A 19,501-nucleotide genomic window follows, 5' to 3' on the forward strand; every position below is an offset into this window, starting at 1 on the left:
CCTCTGCGCCTCTGCGTGAGAAAAAATCAAGAATGAAGTATGAAATTAGAAGCAGCAAACTTCTCATCCCAGCCAACTACATTACAAAAGATGAGATCCTACTTTAATTTGTGAGTCTTATTTTTTCATACTTCATCCTTAAATAATCATTACTTACTCTAACCAACCAAAAATTAATCAATATTGAGAAACCAAAATGCTGCTATTTGAAACCGTTAGAGAAATGGGTCATGAACAAGTTCTCTTCTGTCATGGTAAAAATCCCGACATCAAAGCAATCATTGCCATACATAATACGAACTTAGGCCCAGCAATGGGAGCAACAAGACTCTTTCCTTATATCAACGAAGAAGCTGCATTAAAAGACGCTCTCCGTCTCAGTCGTGGCATGACTTACAAAGCCGCTTGTGCTAATATTCCGGCTGGTGGAGGTAAAGCAGTCATCATTGCTAATCCTGAAAATAAAACAGATGAAATGTTAAGAGCTTACGGACGTTTTGTTGATAGCCTCAACGGACGTTTTATCACAGGACAAGATGTTAATATTACTCCCCAAGACGTGCGGACAATCAGCAAAGAAACTAAGCATGTAGTTGGAGTCTCAGAAAAGTCTGGTGGCCCTGCTCCCATCACATCTTTAGGAGTTTTTCTAGGAATTAAAGCTGCTGTAGAGTTTCGTTGGCAGAGCAAAAGACTTGATGGCATGAAAGTTGCGGTTCAAGGTTTAGGAAATGTCGGTAAAAATCTCTGCCGACACTTGCATGAACATGACATTAAACTTTTTGTTAGCGATGTAGACCCAGCAAAAACAGAAGAAGTCAGACAACTTTTTGGCGCAACCGTTGTCGAACCAGACGAAATTTACTCTCTTGACGTAGATATCTTTGCTCCTTGTGCTTTAGGAGGAATTATTAATAGTCATACAATTCCTCTGTTGCAAGCTCCGATTATTGCTGGCGCTGCTAATAATCAGTTAGGCAATGAACAAATACATAGTCAAATGCTGGCAGAAAAAGACATTCTTTATAGCCCTGATTATGTAATCAATGCTGGTGGGCTAATCAATGTTTATAACGAAATGATTGGCTACGACGAAGAAAAAGCCTTTAAGCAAGTGCATAACATTTATGACACGCTACTAGCCATTTTTGATATTGCTAAACAGCAAGGAATGCATACCAACGATGCTGCTAAACGATTAGCAGAAGACCGGATCATGAACGGTAAACGCAGCCAGTCTAAAGCGATCGCAGCTTAATTGTTAATTTTCAGTAGTTAGCTATTAGCTACTAATTTAAGGAGTGACCAGTGGAAAAAAATACGTTTGCAACATCAGCTTATATTGCTACTTCTCCAGAGAGCGCCTTTGACTACCTTTGCAGTTTAAAAAACTTGGACGAATGGACTCTTTATAGCCGGATGAAAGAGCAGATTGACGAAGATACCTGGCTTGGATCTGCATCTGGCTATCACAAAAATCTCTACTATCACGTTAAAAAACTAGAGAATCCGCTTTTCTACGGCATTGAATGGCACTGCGGGTTAGAGTATGAGAAATATTTTCAGGTTTATCCTGTTTTGCTGTTTCCTCCTGACTACATCGAGCCAGGAACAGACGAAAAAGGCGTGTACTTTCACTGGTTGAGCTTTGTCGATCCAAAACGGCAAACTCAGATGATTATGCAGGGAATTCATACAGTACACACTTCTGAGTGTCGTTCTCTCAAAGGTAATTTGGAACGTAAGGCTGGTCATACCGCAGCAGCAAAAGGGCGCTACTTTATTGATACTGATACCATCTATGTTGATGCCCCAATTGAAATTGGAATTGAATACTTAAAAGACTTACGAAATATAGATGAGTGGGCACATTTACTACAACCAAATGGCGATATTACTTCTGAATCAGGTGAATTTAAGGATGAATACGACCAGAAGGTAAAAGTTTCTGTGCGGTTACATTCTCTGAGTAAATATTATTTGCTTGAGCAAGAACACTTTTATCCAGACTACGAATATTATCAGCGCTCTGTAGCGTTACTTATTCCAACCGCCTATGCTTTCGCTGACCCAGAGGCTTCTGGTTTTATCCTGCACCGGATCACATTCTGGAAAACAGGTGAAGCTTTTACTCACGGCAAACTCCAGATTGAGGACTTTGGCGCTGAGAGCATGAATATTAAACGTCTTGTTGAAGGCAAAGCTGGCAATCTTCAGTCGTTTGATCGGGGGATGAGCTACATACCAAAAACGGGCTATTAGATCCCCGACTTCTTAAAAAAGTCGGGGATCTAATAGCTGCCAGGAGACAAAATATGAAATTTAAGCTACTTACTGTTACTTTCCTCGCTTTTTGTGTTGCCGCTGTTTCTGAAACGAAAGCTGCACAAGCCGCATCCTTTTCTGTAATTGCTGATGGTCTAGAGAATGCCGGAGGGTTAAGCTTTAGTTCTGATGGTAGTCTCTATGTTACAGAGGCAGGAATAGGAGGAAATGGGGCTTGCGTTCCGCCACCAAGTGGTCAAGGCGATTCTTTATGCTATGGCACAAGTGGTGCAGTTACGAAAGTTGAGAATGGTAAAACCAAGCGTGTACTTACAGGACTCCCTTCTTTAGCGTTACCAGATGGTACTGGAGCAGCTGGGCCTCGTGATATCCAATTTGATGCCACAGGCAAACCTTATGTTTTAGTTGGGTATGGTGCTAATCCGACCTTTCGCGATCGCAATCTCGGTAAAACTGACCTCGGAAAAATCATCACTCCTGACTTCAAAACCAATTCTTGGACAAGTGTTGCCGATCTAGCTAACTATGAACTCGCTAACAACCCTGATGGGAGTGATTTAAGTAGTAATCCTTTGGGTTTTGTAATCGATGGCAACAAACTTGTTGCGGCTGATGCAGGTGCAAACGACTTACTCAGCGTGAAAACTGATGGCAGTAATTTGCAGGCTTTAGCGGCGTTTCCCCCAGAGATATTAACTAATCCAGTGTTCCCACCTGCCGATACCCCATCCAATGAACCGGCACAAGTGCCATCTGGTAGTGAAACGCCGCCATCGCTTCCTATTCAATCAGTACCCTCAAGTGTAGCCAAAGGCCCCGATGGCGCTTATTATATCAGCCAATTTACTGGTTTTCCCTTTCCAGAAGGTGGCGCAAAAATCTATCGTGTTGATGCTGATGGCACGACAGTTTATGCAGATGGTTTGACTCAACTAACAGACTTGACATTTGATACTGCGGGCAATTTGTATGCTTTGCAGTACGCCAATGAGTCAGCTTGGAAGGGTAATTTAGATGGTTCGGTGATCAAAATAGCTGCTGATGGAACTCGTACAACCATCCTCAGTGGCAATGGATTAGAGTCACCTAGCGCCTTGACAATTGGCCCTGATGGTGAAATTTACGTCACAAATCGAGGCGATCGTCCTGACAGTGGGCAAGTTCTCAAAATTGAAAATATAGAGTCTGTCCCTGAACCTAGTTCGACTTTAGGCATATTAACAGGCGCTTTGGGTCTTGGTTGGTTGCATAAGAAAAGAGCTACTAAAGCTTTAACGCTCAAGTAAAAGACCTGCATCTGCTACGAACTAGAATTCACTGTCTTTAAAACTATAAAAGTTTCCACAAATCACTAATTTCTTAATCTCAAAAGGTATGAAACTCAAGTCATTTGCTCTTACATCCGTTACATTCTGTTTTACTGCAATTTGTGGAACATCAGCCGCACAAGCTGCAAGCCTAACGACTGTTCTCGATGGGGTCAGCAATATCCGGGGTATTAGCTTTGGCCCTGATGGAAGTCTCTATGCAACAGAGCCAGGTATTGGAGGAAACGGGAATTGCCAGCCATCTCCGAGTGCAATATTTCAACCTCTGTGTGCAGGCAATACTGGTTCACTCGTTAAACTCTCACCAAATGGTACAAAAACGCGTCTACTTAATAACTTTGTGTCTCTAGCAGAACAACCCAGCGGCAACCAAGGGGCCGGTATTCAAGACTTGCAATTCGACTCTAAAGGGAATGCTTATCTGCTAACTGGGTTTGCTGGTTATCCAGGAAACCGCGATAAAGAAACACTTGCTCTTGGCTCTAAATACCCTATCCCAGAAACACAACTTAAGGTCTTCCCACCATCCACACCCGATAAAGTTTTGAATGCCCCGGAGTTAGGAAAACTGTACAAAGTTGACTTGAACACTGGATCTCTCAACAGTATTTTCGACTTTGGCAAGTATGAAATTATCAATAATCCAGATGGCCAGGATGTAGTTAGTAATCCCTTCGATATGGCTATTAATGGCGATACTGCTTATGTAGTTGATGGGGGTGGAAACGCTGCTTACAAAATTAAACTTGATGGCAGTGATGCCCAAGCGATCGCAATTCCTAAGAACGTCCTTAGTGCCTCACTGTTGCCATCTGCACCACCAGGGCAAGAGTTACCTCCAGAGCTAGTAGAGGCACTTCCAGGGCTAGTAGAACAGCTTCCTGGAGGAAAAATAGCGGTTCAATCAGTACCTACAGGTGGCGCAATTGGTCCCGATGGAGCTTTATACGTTGGTGAATATACGGGTTTTCCTTATCCAGAAGATCAATCACGGATTTTCCGCATCGGCGACGATGGAAAGCCAGAGGTTTTTCTAGATGGGTTTACACACATTACTGACCTCACCTTTGATGATGAAGGTAATTTGTTAGTCCTACAATTCAGCGATAACTCTCAGTTAGAAGGTGATTTACGGTTCCTTCCTGGTTCTCTCATCAAAGTTGCTCCTGATGGCACTCGCACAACAGTTGTTGCAGCTGGTGAAGGGCTAGAGTCGGCTGCTGGAATTGATATTGGGCCTGACGGCAAAATTTATATCAGCAAACGCGGTGTTGGCCCAGAACTAGGGTCAGTTGTTCGGGTGGATAGCAGCGAACCTGTTCCTGAACCTGCTTCTATCTTGGGCGTCGTAACAGCTGCCGGTTTAGGCGCGGCTGCCAAGATGAAGCGCAAGCGCAAAGAATCAGCTAAGGCAGAGATAGCCTAACACCACTTTAAATTTTGGCTTTTAGTAAGGGTTTAAACCCTTACTAAAAATCCATTTAACCTAAACAAGCAGGACATAAAAAGTATGGGATTAGTTGCAAAAAAATTGTAGGTTGGGTTGACGTAAGGAAACCCAACATTGATAAGGGTATTGGGTTGAGCAAGGCGAAACCCCACCTAAATCTGACTTTGCCAGGTAAAAGTTAAAAAATAAACTGCTGTCTCACATAGAAAGTTGCATTTCAAAAATGAAGCAGCAGCCTGAATTCTCAAATTCCCAAACTGGGTCTGGGGACAAAATTAGTCTAGGAAGAGTATAGCTCATACAACTAGGACTTCAAACTCATGGAATTAGTCAAAAATTTGTCAATCGGCGTTCTTGGTGCCGGATTTATGGTGTTAGGAACAGCTGCCCAAGCTTTGTCTGTAACCTTAACCTACGAGCGCTCTATCGGTAGCCCTGGTTTTGGGCCTGGTCAACTCTTTGTTCCTCAAGGCATAGAAGTGGATGACGCTGGGAATACTTTAATCAGTAACGGTCGCGGTCTGAATCCAGACGGCAGTTTTAACCCAAACATTGGTAACAAGGTCGAGGTATTTAACCCCAAGGGAAAATATATCGGAGCAATTGGTAAGGGTGGCAAAGGGCCTGGCGAATTTGACGAGCCAGCAGCTCTAGGAATCTCTCCGCAAACTAAGAATTTGTATGTAGGAGATGTTTTTAATAATCGCGTTAATGTCTTCGATCCCAAAGGTAAATTTGTTAAATCATTTGGCTCATTTGGTGGTCTTAAAGAGGGTAGAGCCTTCTTTGGGCCATCTGGTGTGACATTTGATAAAACAGGCAATGTGTATGTGGGTGATTTTAGCGGCGACAAAATCAATAAATACACTCCAGACGGTGAGCTGATTAGTTCAATTGGTACTACTGGTACTGAACCTGGACAGTTCCAAGGGCCAGCAGGTATCAGAATCTCTCCAGTTAGTGGAAACTTCTTTGTGAGTGACCAGTTTAACAACCGCGTTCAGGTACTCAGTCCAGAAGGTAAATCTATCTTAACATTTGGTAAACAAGGTAATGGAAATGGAGAATTTAATCAGCCAATTGGTTTAGAAGTAGATGAGTTTGAGAATATTTATGTGGCTGATTCTATTAATAGCCGCGTTCAAGTATTCGATAAAAACGGTAAATTCTTGACTGCATTTGGTAAACCTTCTGGAGCAACACCTCCTCAATTAGGTGAGCCACCCTTTGGCGACCCCCTCGACTTGACACCAGGTACATTTAACTGGACTGGTGGCACCACCTACAAAGATGGCAAGTTGTATGTAGGCGATTTCTTCCAAGGTCGCGTTCAAGTATTAAGCGTAGAGGGCGCAGCCCCAGTGCCAGAACCAGCTTCAACTTTAGGTTTTGTATTATTTGGAGTTGGGACTACTGCTGTGAAAATGCGAAAAAATAGACAGAAAAAGACAGCTATTAGTTTAGAGAAAGAACTAGCAAAAACTGCTGTATAACTACTTTACTAGTCTCTTTTTGAGAGTAGAGCAAACCTCAAACTTTATTTAAACCAATGTAAGGAGTTCGTATTAAGACAACATTAGTCTTTGATGCGATCGCCTTACACATTCCTTATCTAGCATTATGTTTTGACACTATTGAGGACAGGGAAAATGCCTTTGAAATCCTCTTATTCAGATAAGCTTAAACAAACTTACCAAAACTTGATTGCCTTACTGAGCGATCGCCTATCATTATTAGCAACATCAGAACTTCCTTGTTTTGAAGAACAACTTGCTGATGTGGCTCAAGAACTTGCTCAAGCTGGCATTCCTGAGTCTGTTTGGGTAAGTCTAGTGAATGGTTGTTATGCCACACTTACCCCTGCAACATCAATAAATCATATCAAATCCCGACAAGTTACCATCATCGGCGGACATGGCCGGATGGGAAGATTATTTAGAGAGCAACTTTCGGCGGTAGGTCATAACGTCAGTGTTCTTGAACAAGAGGATTGGGATTATGCAGATCAATTATTAAATCAAGCAGAACTAGTATTAGTTAGCGTTCCAATTGAACAAACAGTTGATGTTATCAAACGTGCAGCTAAATATCTATCCCCAACTACAGCTTTATGCGACATCACAAGTATCAAGACTCAGCCAACTCAAGCAATGCTCGAACACCATTCGGGGTCTGTAATGGGATTACATCCTATGTTTGGACCAAATATAAAATCGTTTTTAGGACAGAAAGTAGTAGTATGTCCAGGTCGAAACGATGATTCATTTCAATGGCTCTTAGACTTCATTAAAAGTCAAGGTGGAGAGTTAATTGTTTGCACACCTGAAGAACATGACCAAATGATGGTAATTATTCAAGCAACGCAACACTTCTGTAGATTTAGTCTTGGCGTATTCTTAACACAAGCAAAAATTGATATAGACCGCAGTTTAACAATGTCTACACCCAGTTATCGGCAAGAAATTGACATTCTTAAACGTTTGTTTTCTCAAAACCCTCACTTATGTGTTGACATCATGCTAGCTACAGAAGAAAGATGTCAAGCAATTAGCTCTTTAGCTAATACTTACAGCCGCCTAGCAAGACTAGTAGCAAGTAAAGATAGAGCCGCCCTAATTCAAGAGTTTGAAGGGACTCAAAGCTCTTTCCCTCAGTTTCAAACTATGCCTGAAGATACTACTTATAACGCTCTGCTCCCTATATGATAAATGGCAGGGTAGTTACCATGAAAATACATTCCCTGCTAAAAGCTGTTAACAAGAAACGCCTCTACGAAAGTAATTTAATTATTGCAATAAAACCTCAGCATTTGAGTAGTAAAAACTATGCTGATTGACATATTTCATGATACTGTTTGCCCTTGGTGCAGAATCGGTAAAAAGCATCTTTTTGATGCACTGGCACAATGGCAAGAAAAAGCGGTGACTATCCGCTGGCATCCTTTTCTTCTTGATAATACCGTTCCGCCTTCTGGGTACGAATTTCGGAGCTTTATGCAAGAAAGAAAAGGTATTGGAGCGGCAGAACTACAGTATCTATTTGATTCCACGCGACGCGCAGGTGAGGCAGCAGGAGTCAAGCTAAATTTTGACAAAATTCGTTTGGCTGTCAATACTAAGCTCTCCCACAGACTAATTAATCTAGCACCAGCAAATAGAAAAAATGATGTTGTAGAAGCAATTTATAAAGCTTATTTTGAAGATGGTTTAAACATTGGAGATATTAACATTCTTACTGCTATAGGTACAGCTTATCAAATGGAACCTACCGAATTACGGTTGCAATTGAGTGACAATACTCTGGTTGATATTGTGGCTGAATCACAGTTTGCTCGGTCGATAGGTATTACCAGCGTGCCATTCTTTATCATCAATAATCAAGTCCAGGTAAATGGTTCTGGTTCTGTGGAGGTATTCCTTCAAGCTTTGAATCGTGCCGCACTTACAGAAAAATCAGCAAAAATATGGTGATAGATATCAAAAAAAGTAAATTTAATCTGCAACCAATACATCAAAGTGTTTCGGTTAGCTTCAACTACGAAATTTGCTTTACTAATAATCTTTTTGAGTTAAAAAATCCCACGTTAGCGCAAGTAATTACAGCAGATGGAGAGACGAAACCAAAGAAAATAGTAGCAGTTGTAGATGCAGGACTATTACAGTTCTGTCCTGATTTGTTATTGCAATTAGCAGCATATACCAAGTTTTATGCAGAAATACTCACACTTGCTATTGAGCCGGTCATAGTTCCAGGTGGGGAAGCTGCTAAAAACGATCGCACTTTAGTTGAGCAGATTCATCAGCAGATTGATGCAGCTGGGTTGTGTCGCCACTCTTACCTGTTAGCTATAGGGGGTGGGGCTGTGTTGGATTTAGTAGGATATGCAGCTGCAACTGCTCACCGGGGTATTCGTCTGATTCGGATTCCGACGACAGTGTTAGCCCAAAATGATTCAGGTATAGGAGTAAAAAATGGTATTAACGCCTTTGGTAAAAAGAACTTTCTAGGTACATTCGCTCCACCTTATGCGGTTATAAATGATTCTGCTTTCTTAACAACTCTAGACGATCGCGACTGGCGTTCTGGAATCGCCGAAGCCATCAAAGTGGCATTAATTAAAGATGCCAACTTCTTTGCTTTTATCCACTCTCATACCGCAGCCCTTGTCCATCGAGATATGGACACCATGCAACAGCTAATCTATCGTTGCGCTCAATTACACCTAGACCATATTGCCAACAGCGGCGATCCTTTTGAAATGGGTTCATCGCGTCCCTTGGATTTTGGTCACTGGGCGGCGCATAAACTAGAGCATTTGACAAATTACAGCTTACGTCATGGAGAAGCAGTTGCGATCGGTATCGCTTTAGATAGTACTTATTCTTATCTCCTAAAACGGCTTAGTTGGTCAGAGTGGCAACGGATATTAAATACATTATCTGCACTGGGTTTCAAATTGTACGTACCAGAACTAGCCGAACAGTCTTCACAACTAGAACATCCTCGTTGTTTATTCCGAGGTTTGACCGAGTTCCGCGAACACTTGGGTGGAGAATTGACCCTGACGCTGCTGCAACGCATCGGAGAGGGAATTGAAGTTCACGAGGTTGATGTGTCTTTGTACAAACAAGCAATATCGCTACTGCGCGAATTTGTAAAAAATAGGCAGACGGTATTAACACGCTTACAAACAAATTATTCTCCACTTCGATACAAACCAACATTTAGATTTTCCGCAGATGCATAGTAGATACTAATTCGTAATTCGTAATGGGCTACGCCCCGCTACGCTAACGTAATTCGTAATTAAGATGCGTCAGATTTAATCTGGGTCTTCGGTTTCTTCGCGCCCTTGGCGGTTCGTTCTCATGCAAAAAACTGTTGTTCTTAACGTAGTAGGATTGACATCTAGCCTTGTAGGTGAGCATACGCCCTTTCTTTATAGTTGGGCAGAACAAGGGCAAATTGTGCCGATCGCACCCGTGTTACCTGCTGTTACTTGTACAGTGCAAGTAACTTATCTTACAGGAAAGTTGCCTGATGAGCATGGAATTGTTGCTAATGGTTGGTACTTTCGGGATGAGTGTGAAATTAAGTTTTGGCGACAGTCTAACAAACTTGTTCAGGCTCCCAAAATATGGGAAATGGCGAAAGCGCTAGATCCAAACTTTACCTGCGCTAACTTATTTTGGTGGTACAACATGTACTCGTCGGTAAACTATGCAGTTACCCCGCGACCAATGTATCTTAGCGATGGTAGGAAAATCCCAGATATTTATACACAACCCAAAAAATTGCGATCGCAACTTCAAGATAAACTAGGTCAATTTCCTCTGTTCAATTTTTGGGGTCCTAACACATCGATTCGCTCTACTCAATGGATTGCAGAATCAGCAAAATTGCTTGAAGAACGTTCTAACCCAACTTTGACACTCGTCTATCTACCGCATCTAGATTACTGTTTACAAAAATACGGCTCAGATGTTAATAAAATAGCGAAGGATTTGCAGGAAATTGATGCAGTTTGTCGCGATTTGATTCAATATTATGAAAAACGAGGCGCTCAAGTCATCGTCTTATCAGAATACGGAATTACATCAGTATCCAAACCCGTCCACATAAATCGGATACTGCGCCAAAAAGGTTTGCTAACGGTGCGCGTTGAACTAGGACGAGAACTGCTTGATCCAGCTGCGAGCAAAGCATTTGCTGTTGCCGATCATCAAATTGCTCATGTTTATGTTAATGATCCACACTATATTACCAAGGTGCGATCGCTTCTAGAAGAGGTTGAGGGTGTTGCTTATGTTTTAGACGATGCTGAAAAGTCAGCCCATCATTTGGATCATTCTAGATCAGGAGAGTTAGTAGCGATCGCGCAGTCAGATGCTTGGTTTACTTATTATTACTGGCTTAATGATGAACGCGCTCCCGATTTTGCCAGAACTGTAGATATCCATCGCAAACCTGGTTACGATCCTGTAGAACTTTTCCTTGACCCTCAAATCAAATTTCCCCAAGCCAAAATTGGTCTCACACTTTTAAAGAAACAGCTTGGGTTTCGCTATTTGATGGATGTTATTTCTTTGGATGCTTCTTTGGTGCGTGGATCTCACGGTTGTATTCCGCCTTCTCCTACCGAAGGGCCGTTATTGATTACCAAACAACCTCACTTGCTTGACTCGTCGTCTATAAAAGCAGTTGATGTTTGTCAATTAATCCTCAGACACTTAATAGAAAATGGTAATAAATAATAACAGTATTTTTTCGCTGTATTATTTTGCTAATAAATGTTTATGACTAAATTATGCCTGATTCTATAACCACAGGAAGAAGCAGAAAATTCCAAAAAACGTTCTACGGGATTATCCCAGGAAAGATGTATAAAAAGCCAATAAATTGATACCTTGATCTAAAAATTGTTCATGTAATAATTGATTCACATCTAGTAAACTTCAGATAAGAACTTAGTAAAGACTTTTAATTACATCAAACCTAGTATTTATAAGGTTTGAGACAGACTTAATTATATTGACATCAAATTGACTAAATTTGTCCTCTGCTCAAAATTTACTACTAACAATGATTAATAACTCTTGAGTTTAATGACTAATAGCTATTCTAGAGATACCCATGATTATTAATTCTCATTCCTATACAACTCTTGCTGGTGTGCGTATCTCACGCTCCAGCAGAGAAGTTAAGATAGACACTGCCATCGAAGAGATTCTGTTCTACCTAAATTCTCAACGTGGTGGCTTGCTAAAGAGTAGCTACGAATATCCAGGAAGATATAAGAGGTGGGCGATCGGATTTGTCAATCCACCACTAGAGTTGACAACACAAGAAAACGCTTTTATTTTAACAGCCTTAAATGAGCGCGGTAGAGTACTTTTGCCATTGCTTTTAGAGCGTCTATCCTGCTCAAAACAACTTCAGGATGTCACCCAAGAAAATGATGATATCGCCGGATTTGTTAAACCCGCACAACAGTTTTTTGCCGAAGAAGAACGTAGCCAACAACCTTCAGTATTTACAGTTGTCCGCGAAATTCTATATACTTTCTCTAGTCAAGAAGATGAGCATCTAGGGTTGTATGGTGCTTTTGGTTATGACTTAGTTTTTCAGTTTGAGCCAATTCCTCAGCATTTAGAACGCCCTCAAGATCAGCGAGATTTGGTGCTTTATCTCCCTGACGAACTCATAGTTGTTGACTACTATTTGCAACGCGCATTTCGTCTGCAATATGAATTTGAAACAGCGCATGGTAGCACTAATAATCTGCCTCGAACAGGTGAATCTGTTGATTATCGAGGAAAGCGTCTTGTACCAAAGCAAACCGCAGACCATGAAATAGGCGAATATGCCGAACAAGTTGAATTTGCACTTGATTATTTCCGACGAGGCGATTTATTTGAAGTAGTTCCTAGTCAAAACTTTTTTGAACCCTGCGAAGAACAACCTAGCAAACTATTTGAAATCTTAAAGCAAATCAATCCTAGTCCTTATGGTTTTATCTTTAATCTAGGCGGAGAATATTTGATTGGAGCATCTCCAGAAATGTTCGTGCGGGTTGAGGGTAGACGGGTAGAAACTTGTCCAATTAGTGGTACTATTACGCGGGGACAAGATGCTCTTGATGATGCTGCTCAAATTCGTCAGTTACTCAACTCACATAAAGACGAAGCTGAGTTGACAATGTGTACCGACGTAGATCGTAACGACAAATCTCGAATTTGTGAACCGGGTTCAGTACGAGTTATTGGTCGTCGTCAAATTGAATTATATAGTCACTTGATCCATACAGTAGATCATGTTGAAGGTACATTGCGATCGCAATTTGATGCTTTAGATGCATTTTTAAGTCATACTTGGGCAGTTACAGTCACCGGCGCACCAAAAAGAGCAGCAATAGATTTTATTGAACAGTATGAACGTAGTGCTCGACGTTGGTATGGTGGAGCAGTTGGCTATTTAAACTTTAATGGCAATCTAAACACCGGATTAATCCTACGAACAATTCGCTTAAAAGATTCAATTGCTCAAGTGCGAGTCGGTGCTACTGTTCTTTATGACTCAATCCCACAAGCAGAAGAACAAGAAACAATCACTAAAGCTGCTGCACTATTTGAAACGATTCGTCGTGCAAAGCAAACAAGTGAAAGAACTAACGAGCTTAGTTCAATAAAAACAATCAAATCTATCCCAAATATTAAACCTGGCAAACGCGTCTTACTAATAGACTACGAAGATTCATTCGTGCATACATTAGCTAATTACATTCGCCAAACTGGTATCAACGTTACAACACTACGTCATGGCTTCTCAGAATCGCTATTCGACACCGAACGTCCTGACTTAGTTGTCTTGTCTCCTGGCCCTGGTAGACCAAGTGATTTTCGGGTTGCAGAGACTATTGCCGCCCTGATTCATCGCAAAATTCCCATTTTTGGCGTTTGTCTAGGATTGCAAAGCATTGTAGAGGCTTTTGGTGGAGAATTAGGAGTTCTCGACTATCCCCAACATGGTAAATCTTCGCGGATTTTTGTCACCGATTCAGATTCCGTTCTATTTAAAGACTTACCAGAATCCTTTACAGTTGGTAGATATCATTCATTGTTTGCCCTACCACAACACTTGCCGGCAGAACTCAAGGTGACGGCAATATCCGAGGACGATGTAATTATGGGCATTGAGCATCAAACACTTCCTATAGCTGGTGTTCAATTTCATCCAGAATCAATCATGACTCTAGCAGGAGAAGTCGGACTAGCAATTATTAAAAATGTTGTGCGTGTATATGCTGAGAATCAGGAGATAGGAGATAGGAGACAGGAGATAGGAGATAGGAGATAGGAGGCAGAAGTTAAGGGTTATTAATCATTCTTCCTTCCCCTGCACTCTGTGCTCCCCTGCACCTCTGCCCTCCGCTCCTCCCTCCCTTTAATAAATTATGAATAAACAAATTGCCTCACCGCGCCACATTCTTGAAGAAATTGTGTGGCATAAAAAGCAAGAAGTTGCCCAAATGCAGCAAGAACTGCCTTTAACTTCTTTACAACAACAGTTAACTGCTGCTCCGAATGTGCGGAATTTCTTGACGGCTTTGCAGCAGAATTCTAGTCAACCCAGCTTAATTGCCGAAGTTAAAAAAGCATCACCGAGTCGTGGTGTGATCCGCGAGGATTTTGAGCCAGTAGCGATCGCTCAAGCTTATGAACGAGGTGGTGCAGCTTGTTTATCAATTCTTACTGACCAAAAGTTCTTTCAAGGCAGTTTTGATAATCTGCGGGCTGTGCGATCGCAGGTAGCATTACCCCTACTGTGTAAGGAATTCATCATTGACCCTTACCAAATTTATCTAGCACGGACGGCGGGTGCGGATGCTGTATTATTGATTGCTGCTATCCTTTGTGATCAAGAACTCCAGAATTTTTTGCACTTGATTCACGACTTGGGAATGACTGCGCTGGTGGAAGTCCATACCTTGACTGAACTAGATCGAGTGTTACAGCTTGATGGCTTACGTTTAGTAGGAATCAACAATCGTAATCTTGAAGATTTTACAGTTGATTTAGCAACCACACAGCAACTTTTAGCACGGCAACAACAATTGCAAATGGATATCACCGTTGTCAGTGAGTCTGGACTATATACACCAGCTGATTTATCTATTGTGGCTGAGGCTGGTGCTCGTGCGGTTTTGGTAGGAGAGTCTTTGATTAAACAAAGTGATATAGAGCAAGCTGTACGTAATCTTTTGGGGAGTCACATTGCGGGGAGTTTAAAGGCTGGCTGATGAACCTCAAAGACGTTACATGTAGAGACCGTAGATGTAACGTCTCTACAGGGTTTCTGCTGTAATTGCTAATTTTTGATTATTCCAAAGTTGTTAATAAACCATTAACTATTTTTCAGGATGACTTCTATCTCCGATTACTTTCAAACTTTACGCACTCGCCAACAGTGTGCTTTGATTCCTTTTATCACAGCTGGCGATCCTAACTTAGAAACTACTGCCAAGGCTTTACGCATCTTAGATCGCAATGGTGCTGACTTTATCGAGTTGGGTATTCCCTACTCCGATCCTTTGGCAGATGGGCCTGTGATTCAAGCCGCAGCAACTCGCGCCTTACACAAAGGCACAAAATTAGAGCAAGTGCTAGAGATGTTGCAAACTGTGAGTCCCAGCCTGAAAGCGCCGATAATTTTATTTACCTACTACAATCCAATTTTGCACCGGGGTATTAAGCCGTTTTTAGCGTCTATTGCTACAGCTGGGGCGCGAGGGTTGGTAGTACCAGATTTACCCTTAGAAGAGGCAGAAGAATTAATACATACCGCTGCCAGTTTCGGAATTGAAGTAATTTTGCTCGTAGCTCCTACCAGTTCTCAGGATAGAATTGAAGCGATCGCTCGTCAATCTCAGGGATTTATTTACCTGGTAAGCGTAACAGGTGTTACAGGTATGCGTTCTCAACTCCAAGAACGCGTAAAGCATTTAGTAAAGGATTTGCGGAGTGTCACCGATAAACCCATTGGTGTTGGCTTTGGTATCTCAGATCCAGAACAAGCACATCAAGTAATGGAATGGGGTGCAGATGCGGTAATTGTTGGTAGTGCCTTTGTCAAACGCTTAGCTGAAGGTAGCCCAATTCAAGGACTGCAAGCTGTAGAGCAACTTTGTAAAGAACTTAAAGTAGCAATTACTCCTGCATCTTTGCAACAGGTTGGTTCTGTTAAGTAACCCTTTCAAAGTGGGTAAAAATTCTTGAAAATAAATACCTCCTTAACCTTCTATCTCTGTGCCCTCTGCGCCTCTGCGGTTCGATGTTAGCGCAGCCTCTTATAGAGAAGAGTAACGAACCGCCAAGACGCCAAGAGCGCCAAGAAAAGATACTTGAACATAAAAGGATTTTAAACTGTGGTAAGTATACAAGACATCAATACTGCAACTGTGCATCCCGACTCTTTGGGCAGATTTGGTAGATTCGGTGGAAAGTACGTCCCAGAAACCTTGATGCCTGCATTAAGTGAGTTGGAAACTGCATTTGAGCAATATCGCAATGAGGCGAGTTTCCAAGCTGAATTACAAAATTTACTCCGGGATTATGTAGGCCGTCCCAGCCCTTTATATTTTGCTGAACGCCTGACAACGCATTATGCTAGACCAGATGGCACGGGAGCGCAGATTTATTTAAAGCGTGAAGATTTAAATCATACAGGTGCTCACAAGATTAATAATGCTTTGGCTCAGGTGTTGCTAGCCAAGCGTATGGGTAAGCAGCGGATTATTGCAGAGACGGGTGCTGGCCAACACGGGGTTGCGACTGCAACTGTGTGTGCGCGATTTGGTTTAGACTGTGTGATTTACATGGGCGTCCACGATATGGAACGGCAAGCCCTGAATGTGTTTCGGATGAAGCTGATGGGGGCGGAAGTTCGTCCAGTTGAGGCGGGGACGGGAACTCTCAAGGATGCAACCTCTGAGGCAATTCGGGACTGGGTGACAAATGTAGAAACAACTCATTATATCCTGGGTTCTGTTGCTGGGCCTCATCCATACCCGATGATTGTGCGTGATTTCCATGCGGTAATCGGTAAAGAAACTCGCTCTCAATGCCAAGAGAAATGGGGAGGATTACCAGATATTCTTCTGGCGTGTGTTGGCGGCGGTTCCAATGCGATCGGATTGTTCCATGAGTTTGTGCATGAAACATCTGTGCGTCTAGTTGGAGTCGAGGCTGCGGGTGAAGGTGTGAATACAGAAAAGCACGCTGCAACATTGACAAAAGGACGAATAGGTGTATTGCATGGTGCAATGAGCTATTTACTCCAAGATGACGATGGTCAAGTAATTGAAGCTCATTCGATTAGTGCGGGGCTGGACTATCCTGGCGTTGGGCCTGAGCATAGTTATTTAAAGGATCTTGGTCGTGCTGAGTATTACAGCGTGACTGATAAACAGGCGCTAGAAGCATTTCAAAGACTTTCGCGGCTAGAAGGGATTATCCCAGCTTTAGAAACCGCTCATGCGATCGCCTATCTAGAAACCCTCTGCCCTCAACTCGATGGTAGTCCTCGCATTGTGATCAATTGCTCTGGTAGAGGTGACAAGGATGTGCAAACTGTGGCGAAAGTCATTAGTCATTAGTCCTTTGTCATTAGTCATTTGTCCTTTGTCATTGATTAATATGACAGTTGTAACTCAAACTCCACCTGATAGAATCCCTCTCATTTCTGACTCTTACGATTGGCCGGTTATATTACAACAATTGCTTGATCGGCGATCGCTCTCTACCTCTCAAGCTGGGGATTTGATGCAAGGTTGGCTCCAAGATGCAATTCCTCCGGTATTATCGGGGGCAATCTTAACAGCTATTCAAGCCAAAGGCGTATCAGCAGAAGAATTAGTTGGCATGGCTAGCGTCTTGCAAGCTCAATCTTCCTCACTCAGCAACGCTAGTTGCCACAACGGGGGAAACCCCCGCAACGCACTGGCTCCTCAGCACTCTCAACTCAGCACTCTAATTGATACCTGCGGAACTGGCGGAGATGGTGCTTCAACCTTTAATATTTCCACTGCTGTTGCTTTTGTTGCCGCAGCAGCAGGGGTAAAGGTTGCTAAACACGGTAATCGTTCCGCATCTAGTAAGGCTGGTTCTGCGGATGTGTTGGAAGCTTTGGGTATAAATCTCAACGCTAGTCCTGAGAAAGTGCAAGTTGCTGTAGAGGAAGTCGGAATCACCTTTTTGTTTGCTCCAGGCTGGCATCCGGCGCTGAAAGCAGTTGCGGCTTTGCGGAAAACTTTAAAAGTGCGTACTATTTTTAACCTGCTTGGCCCGCTAGTTAATCCGATGCGACCAACAGGACAAATTATCGGTGTGAACGACCCACTTTTGCTAGAGACGATCGCTCAAGCTTTATCACAATTAGGATGCCGCCAAGCGATCGCACTTCACGGAAGGGAAAGGTTAGATGAGGCTGGTTTAGCAGATATCACTGATTTGGCTGTGCTTCAGCAAGAAAAAGTACGTTGCATCACACTCAATCCTCAAGAACTAGGCTTGGATTCTGCACCAACTACAGCGTTACGAGGTGGAGATGTCCAAGAAAATGCCGAAATTTTGAAGGCAGTTCTCCAAGGTAAAGGCACTCAAGCACAGCAGGATGTAGTCGCTTTAAACACAGCCTTAGCACTCCAAGTTAGTGAAAACACTAATAGGGAAACGGATATTTTGGCAGGTTGTGTTAAAGATATTGCCCTTGCTCAAGAAATTCTGCAAAGTGGCGCAGCTTGGGCAAAGCTAGAACAGCTCGCCAAATTTTTACTAGGTTCGTAGTAAGCACTTTAGTGCTTAAAAAATCAAGGACTAAAGTCCTTACTACAAACACGTATGACTATCAAAATTACTGTGATAGACCACCAGCGCTAATAGCTAACTAATTAAACAATACAGGAAAAGAAAATGATTGTAGTACTTAAGAGCGGTACGCCTGCTGATGAAGTTACTCGGCTGAGCAAAGAACTGAGTGACGCTTGGGGAGTAAAAGTAGAAAAAAGCGTTGGCAAACATAAAGTTGTTCTCGGAATGATTGGCGAAACTGCAACCCTTGATCGGTTGCAAATTCAGAAGTTTAGTCCTTGGATTGAGGAAGTATTGCGCGTGGAAAAACCTTTCAAGCGGGTTAGTCGAGAATTCCGACATGGAGAAGCCAGCGAAGTTGTTGTACCCACACCTAATGGTCGCGTCTATTTCGGAGAACATCATCCTTTGGTGGTAGTGGCTGGGCCTTGCTCTGTCGAGAACGAAGAGATGATTGTGGAGACAGCAAAGCGGGTTAAAGCAGCAGGAGCAAAGTTTCTGCGTGGGGGAGCTTACAAACCTCGGACTTCACCTTATGCGTTTCAAGGACATGGTGAGAGTGCTTTGGATTTATTGGCAGCAGCGCGTGAAGTTACAGGTTTGGGTATCATCACAGAAGTTATGGATACTGCCGATTTAACAGCAGTAGCCAGAGTAGCTGATGTGATCCAAGTGGGAGCGCGAAATATGCATAACTTCTCGTTGCTGAAGAAGGTAGGCGCTCAAGATAAACCTGTACTACTCAAGCGCGGTATGTCTGCCACAATTGACGAGTGGCTGATGGCAGCAGAATATATCTTGGCATCAGGAAATCCCAATGTGATTCTTTGTGAACGCGGAATTAGAACTTTTGACGGCAAATATGCCCGCAATACTTTAGATTTATCAGTACTTCCAGTATTGCGATCGCTCACTCACCTGCCAATTATGATTGATCCTAGTCATCAATACTCCGGACAAAATTAGGCGGTAATAACGCCGTAAGACCGTAGGTTTTGGTAGTTAGGATGGGATTTAATTATAGTCGGCGAGAGTCCTAACGTTGAAATAAAGGTGTCGAGCAAATGGTC

The 19,501-nt window shown here is 42.6% G+C and carries 14 protein-coding genes and 1 pseudogene; all 15 read left to right on the forward strand.

Annotated features, from left to right (window positions below):
• Positions 1 to 196 precede the first annotated feature (196 nt).
• Positions 197 to 1,258, forward strand: a complete 1,062-nt coding sequence (scyB, locus tag FNW02_RS13425) for a tryptophan dehydrogenase ScyB (protein ID WP_191758030.1) — start codon at positions 197 to 199, stop codon at positions 1,256 to 1,258.
• A gap of 50 nt (positions 1,259 to 1,308) precedes the next feature.
• A complete protein-coding gene (gene scyC, locus FNW02_RS13430) occupies positions 1,309 to 2,262 on the forward strand; it encodes a scytonemin biosynthesis cyclase/decarboxylase ScyC (protein ID WP_191758031.1) in 954 nt (317 codons plus the stop codon).
• A gap of 53 nt (positions 2,263 to 2,315) precedes the next feature.
• Positions 2,316 to 3,572 carry a ScyD/ScyE family protein gene (locus FNW02_RS13435; protein ID WP_191758032.1) on the forward strand — a complete coding sequence of 419 codons (1,257 nt, stop codon included), beginning with the start codon at positions 2,316 to 2,318 and terminating at the stop codon, positions 3,570 to 3,572.
• Between the two features lie 88 nt (positions 3,573 to 3,660).
• A complete protein-coding gene (locus tag FNW02_RS13440) occupies positions 3,661 to 5,040 on the forward strand; it encodes a ScyD/ScyE family protein (protein ID WP_191758033.1) in 1,380 nt (459 codons plus the stop codon).
• 344 nt (positions 5,041 to 5,384) lie between these two features.
• Positions 5,385 to 6,557 carry a scytonemin biosynthesis PEP-CTERM protein ScyF gene (gene scyF / locus FNW02_RS13445; protein WP_191758034.1) on the forward strand — a complete coding sequence of 391 codons (1,173 nt, stop codon included), beginning with the start codon at positions 5,385 to 5,387 and terminating at the stop codon, positions 6,555 to 6,557.
• 156 nt (positions 6,558 to 6,713) lie between these two features.
• Positions 6,714 to 7,769: a bifunctional chorismate mutase/prephenate dehydrogenase gene (gene tyrA, locus FNW02_RS13450; protein WP_191758035.1), complete on the forward strand. Its 1,056-nt coding sequence runs from the start codon at positions 6,714 to 6,716 to the stop codon at positions 7,767 to 7,769.
• 120 nt (positions 7,770 to 7,889) lie between these two features.
• Positions 7,890 to 8,534 (forward strand): DsbA family oxidoreductase, encoded by a 645-nt coding sequence (locus FNW02_RS13455; RefSeq protein WP_191758036.1) that lies wholly within the window; start codon positions 7,890 to 7,892, stop codon positions 8,532 to 8,534.
• Positions 8,528 to 9,811 (forward strand): 3-dehydroquinate synthase, encoded by a 1,284-nt coding sequence (locus tag FNW02_RS13460; RefSeq protein ID WP_191758037.1) that lies wholly within the window; start codon positions 8,528 to 8,530, stop codon positions 9,809 to 9,811. The genes FNW02_RS13455 and FNW02_RS13460 overlap by 7 nt, the downstream gene beginning before the upstream one ends.
• Before the next feature lie 121 nt (positions 9,812 to 9,932).
• Positions 9,933 to 11,318 carry an alkaline phosphatase family protein gene (locus tag FNW02_RS13465; protein WP_191758038.1) on the forward strand — a complete coding sequence of 462 codons (1,386 nt, stop codon included), beginning with the start codon at positions 9,933 to 9,935 and terminating at the stop codon, positions 11,316 to 11,318.
• 379 nt (positions 11,319 to 11,697) lie between these two features.
• The gene (locus FNW02_RS13470; protein WP_191758039.1) at positions 11,698 to 13,920 is read left to right on the forward strand and encodes an anthranilate synthase; all 2,223 of its coding nucleotides are present in this window, start codon (positions 11,698 to 11,700) and stop codon (positions 13,918 to 13,920) included.
• 97 nt (positions 13,921 to 14,017) lie between these two features.
• Positions 14,018 to 14,863 (forward strand): indole-3-glycerol phosphate synthase TrpC, encoded by an 846-nt coding sequence (gene trpC, locus FNW02_RS13475; protein ID WP_191758040.1) that lies wholly within the window; start codon positions 14,018 to 14,020, stop codon positions 14,861 to 14,863.
• A 120-nt stretch (positions 14,864 to 14,983) separates the two neighbouring features.
• Entirely contained in the window at positions 14,984 to 15,811 is an 828-nt protein-coding gene (gene trpA, locus FNW02_RS13480; protein ID WP_191758041.1) for a tryptophan synthase subunit alpha, read from the forward strand.
• A 177-nt stretch (positions 15,812 to 15,988) separates the two neighbouring features.
• The gene (trpB, locus tag FNW02_RS13485) at positions 15,989 to 17,218 is read left to right on the forward strand and encodes a tryptophan synthase subunit beta (RefSeq protein ID WP_191758042.1); all 1,230 of its coding nucleotides are present in this window, start codon (positions 15,989 to 15,991) and stop codon (positions 17,216 to 17,218) included.
• A 40-nt stretch (positions 17,219 to 17,258) separates the two neighbouring features.
• Positions 17,259 to 18,407, forward strand: a complete 1,149-nt coding sequence (trpD, locus tag FNW02_RS13490; protein WP_191758043.1) for an anthranilate phosphoribosyltransferase — start codon at positions 17,259 to 17,261, stop codon at positions 18,405 to 18,407.
• Positions 18,408 to 18,533: 126 nt separating this feature from the next.
• Positions 18,534 to 19,376, forward strand: a pseudogene (aroF, locus tag FNW02_RS13495) (3-deoxy-7-phosphoheptulonate synthase); the annotation flags it as partial.
• Between the last annotated feature and the right edge of the window lie 125 nt (positions 19,377 to 19,501).

Source organism: Komarekiella delphini-convector SJRDD-AB1 (genome assembly GCF_014831675.1).
Lineage (GTDB): Bacteria > Cyanobacteriota > Cyanobacteriia > Cyanobacteriales > Nostocaceae > Komarekiella.

Coding starts and splice junctions, on each gene's coding strand:
- scyB (WP_191758030.1), top strand. CDS start 197: ATGCTGCTATTTGAAACCGTTAGAGAAATGGGTCATGAACAAGTTCTC.
- FNW02_RS13435 (WP_191758032.1), top strand. CDS start 2,316: ATGAAATTTAAGCTACTTACTGTTACTTTCCTCGCTTTTTGTGTTGCC.
- FNW02_RS13440 (WP_191758033.1), top strand. CDS start 3,661: ATGAAACTCAAGTCATTTGCTCTTACATCCGTTACATTCTGTTTTACT.
- scyF (WP_191758034.1), top strand. CDS start 5,385: ATGGAATTAGTCAAAAATTTGTCAATCGGCGTTCTTGGTGCCGGATTT.
- tyrA (WP_191758035.1), top strand. CDS start 6,714: ATGCCTTTGAAATCCTCTTATTCAGATAAGCTTAAACAAACTTACCAA.
- FNW02_RS13455 (WP_191758036.1), top strand. CDS start 7,890: ATGCTGATTGACATATTTCATGATACTGTTTGCCCTTGGTGCAGAATC.
- FNW02_RS13460 (WP_191758037.1), top strand. CDS start 8,528: ATGGTGATAGATATCAAAAAAAGTAAATTTAATCTGCAACCAATACAT.
- FNW02_RS13465 (WP_191758038.1), top strand. CDS start 9,933: ATGCAAAAAACTGTTGTTCTTAACGTAGTAGGATTGACATCTAGCCTT.
- FNW02_RS13470 (WP_191758039.1), top strand. CDS start 11,698: ATGATTATTAATTCTCATTCCTATACAACTCTTGCTGGTGTGCGTATC.
- trpC (WP_191758040.1), top strand. CDS start 14,018: ATGAATAAACAAATTGCCTCACCGCGCCACATTCTTGAAGAAATTGTG.
- trpA (WP_191758041.1), top strand. CDS start 14,984: ATGACTTCTATCTCCGATTACTTTCAAACTTTACGCACTCGCCAACAG.
- trpD (WP_191758043.1), top strand. CDS start 17,259: ATGACAGTTGTAACTCAAACTCCACCTGATAGAATCCCTCTCATTTCT.